This is a genomic window from Salinibacterium sp., from assembly GCF_031364185.1.
In the GTDB taxonomy this organism is placed as follows: Bacteria; Actinomycetota; Actinomycetes; order Actinomycetales; family Microbacteriaceae; genus Rhodoglobus.
The window spans coordinates 1-2,676 of the sequence record NZ_JANLVV010000354.1; the positions used below are offsets into that span (position 1 = coordinate 1).

At 59.0% G+C, this 2,676-nt stretch carries 2 protein-coding genes and 1 pseudogene; 2 read left to right on the forward strand and 1 reads right to left on the reverse strand.

The window, feature by feature from the left end:
* Positions 1-162, reverse strand: a 162-nt coding sequence (locus RMN95_RS17205; protein WP_397545307.1) for a VOC family protein, incomplete at its 3' end; no start/stop codon positions are given.
* Positions 163-283: 121 nt separating this feature from the next.
* Here RMN95_RS17205 and RMN95_RS15660 point away from each other — a divergent pair.
* Both RMN95_RS15660 and RMN95_RS15665 read left to right on the forward strand, forming a co-directional pair.
* On the forward strand, positions 284-2,110 hold the full coding sequence (locus RMN95_RS15660; RefSeq protein WP_309617838.1) for an alpha-L-fucosidase: 1,827 nt from the start codon (positions 284-286) through the stop codon (positions 2,108-2,110).
* Between the two features lie 376 nt (positions 2,111-2,486).
* A pseudogene (locus RMN95_RS15665) lies at positions 2,487-2,676 on the forward strand (IS256 family transposase); the annotation flags it as partial.

A 2,676-nucleotide genomic window follows, 5' to 3' on the forward strand; every position in this document is an offset into this window, starting at 1 on the left:
CAGCCCGGCCTGGGGCATGCCTTCTGGATAGCGAGCCTGGTTGGTGATCTTCGCGTCGTCAAACAGTGATGAGTACAGCGTGATGGCTTCTTCGGCATTGTTGTCGAACCACAGGTATGGGGTGATCGTCGTCATGAGTGCGCTCCTCGTTTCGGCGCCCATTTTCCTCTGCCGAAGCTCCACGCGCCACAACAGCACCGTCTTTCGCGAGGGCTGGACGCTCTATTACATTTCCTATAGGTTGTGAGGAGGGTGTCAATGGTGACCCCAGAGAGAGGCAAACATGAAGGTTTCTTCACACGTGCGTCGCCGTTCGCGGGGCCTGATGCTCCTCACGGCCACTGCGACGATGGTCGGACTGCTCGTAACGGGAGCCCCGGCCGCCACTGCCGCCGACTCCCTAGCGCAGCAGTGGGTCACGAATAATCCGTTCGGAATGTTCCTCCACTACGGACCAGGCACATACACCGGCCAGCAGTGGAGCAACCCGCAAACTGGCACGACGGACTTCAACCCGACGCAAACCGTTAACACTGACCAGTGGGCCGCCGCGATGAAGTCAGCAGGCATGACCTTCGGTGTGCTGACCGCCAAACACCACGACGGATTCGCCCTCTGGCCCACCGCCTTTTCCAACTACGATATCGCCGCATCCCCCTACCAAAACGGCAACGGGGACATCGTTCGCGACTACACAAACTCGATGCGAGCCGCAGGCCTCAAGGTAGGCATCTACTTCTCCATCTGGGACCAACACAATCTCGAAACAACCGCACTGGTCAAAAACCAGCTCAGCGAACTGCTCCAAAACTACGGAACCATCGACTACCTCTGGTTCGACGGCTGGGGCTGCCAAACTGGATGCGCGAATATCGACTATGCCGAGGTTCGTGCGTACATCCGATCCCTGTCGCCCACCACAGTCGTCGCCAACAACGTCCATGGGAACAACAGCGACTCAGACTTGAACGTGTACGAGGTTCCTATTGACGGATTACCGCCGCAGGATTCCTCCGTCAAAGACACCTCTGACACGCTGGACACAAAAAGTTCTTGGTTTGCGGCCCCCGAAACCGGGGAGCCGAAAGCCGCCCAGGCCGTTGTAGACACGATAAAGACCGTGAATGCGAGAAACAGTCTCTACCTGCTCAATGTTGGGCCTGGGAAGGACGGCACCATTTCGGCGCCATACGCGTCACGCCTGGCGGAAATTGGTTCGCTCCTGGACCAGCCGAATCTTGCGTTAGGAGCGACGGCAACCCAGTCATCGACGGAGTACGGAGGTGCGGCCGGTCGAGCAACCGACGGCAACACCGACGGAAACTTTGCTGCGAACTCGGTGTCACATACCGGCAATAGCCAGTACTCCTGGTGGGACGCCAACCTCGGCGCCGCCGCGAAAGTCTCCAGCGTGGAAGTCTACAATCGCGATTCCTATGGAAGCCGGCTGTCGGACTACTGGGTGATGGTCTCCGACAGGCCCTTCACCCCAGGATTATCACCCGCCGCGCAAGCGGCCCAAAGTTGGGTTTCGTCGAGCCACCAGACCACACAAGCGGGCAGTCCCACCAAGATCGCAATTCCCGGCGGGAAGATCGGACAGTACGTCAGGGTGCAACTCGCCGGAACCGGCTACCTTGCCCTGACCGAAGTGAAAGTACTCGGAACTAAGAATCTGATCTCCGGCTCCGTGGCAACACAATCGTCAACGGAATTCGGAGGAGCAGCCAGTCGAGCAAACGACGGCAACACTAATGGGAACTTCTCGTCGAACTCGGTCTCGCACACCGGTAGCGGGCAGTACTCCTGGTGGGACGCCAACCTTGGCGCGGCGGCGAAAGTCTCCAGTGTGCAGGTCTTTAATCGCAATGACTCCTACGCCGAGCGATTGACGGACTACTGGGTAATGGTCGCCGACAGACCCTTCACCGCAGGACTGTCACCCACCGCACAGGCGGCCCAAAGTTGGGTCTGGTCAAGCCGCCAGACCACCAAAGCGGGTAGCCCCTCAACGGTCACGATTCCCGGCGGAAAAGTCGGCCAATATGTGAGAGTCCAACTCGCCGGAACCGGCTATCTCGCACTTACCGAGGTGAAAGCACTCGGCTAACTGCAGAGACACACCGAAGGCGGTCGCGCTTATCGCGCGGCCGCCTTTGTTTTTGACTGGGATCAAAAACGACCGAGCGAAGGAGATGCACGAAAAAATTCCCCCAGCCGCATGCAGTCGAGCGAAATGGCCCGTGAGCAGCGCCCTGAGGCCCTACCTGACCAGTCCCCTCGACGGAATACATCGGAATGCTCTCCCTCTCGGCGATGGGACCCGCTGATTGCATGTTCAATGCCCTCATTTCCTGCCACCGAACACATGGCAATGTTCACCGGCCAGTTTGTTATGTCTCAGGACATCGGTGACAGGGACTGTGCATTAAAAGGTGTTTCCGGCTTGACGCGCCGCGCGTGAGCGTGGCGGGAAGGGTGCCGTGATGACTACGACACTGGATGCTGTGAGTTCGAAGAAACATGATGGTGATGACCGATCCGCGGAGGCGGCCGAGCTCGTCCGGCTAGCCAAAGAGCAAGGCCTTGCCCTGACGGGGCCGGACGGGCTGTTGAAGCTGTTCACGAAGAATGTGCTCGAGACAGCGTTGGACGAGGAGCTGACAGAGCACCTCG